2 pseudogenes are annotated in these 532 nt (G+C 57.7%); both read left to right on the top strand.

The features are described 5' to 3' along the window. Positions 1-85 (top strand): annotated as a pseudogene (locus tag IVA80_RS26900) (IS5/IS1182 family transposase); the annotation flags it as partial. A 236-nt stretch (positions 86-321) separates the two neighbouring features. Next, positions 322-532 (top strand): annotated as a pseudogene (locus IVA80_RS26895) (hypothetical protein); the annotation flags it as partial.

Raw genomic sequence — 532 nt, 5'->3', positions numbered from 1 at the left:
CGCCATCGCCACCCGCTACGACAAAACCGCCAGAAATTTCCTCGCCGCAATCCACCTCGCGGCTGCTATCATCTGGCTCAATTGAGGACAGGCCCTAGGTGTAGCCGAATGAGAAGACCCGTTATCGCTTTTGTATTATGTTCCGCTCTCGAGTTGCTCGGGCTAAGCGCGAGCGCGGTTGCGGACACAAGGCGGTACGCGTGCACGATCACTGCCGCCGATAGAGAGCCGGTCGGAGTTCGGAACGAGCGGGTCATTCTCACGGTTCAATATGGCTGCCGGATCGCGGATGGTCTCTTCAGTGACGCGGGGATTACAGCAGTGTCGGTCAGCGAGTGGGCTGCTGATAAAGGAACATACTTAGCATCCCTGGAATTTCACCGCGCGCTGGAGGGAGTTGCAATTGGGCAACTCTCCGAGGCGACCGGCTTCTCTAGTGTTCTGACTCATTCATTCGCATCCCGCTTTTGTGATTGCGAGCGCTTTTTTGGCTCGGCGGTGCTTTGCGAGGATGGACTTGGCGCTGGCGGTC

The sequence above is a fragment of the Bradyrhizobium sp. 139 genome (assembly GCF_023074175.1).
Lineage (GTDB): Bacteria > Pseudomonadota > Alphaproteobacteria > Rhizobiales > Xanthobacteraceae > Bradyrhizobium.
This window is presented reverse-complemented; position numbering and strand designations above follow the sequence as displayed.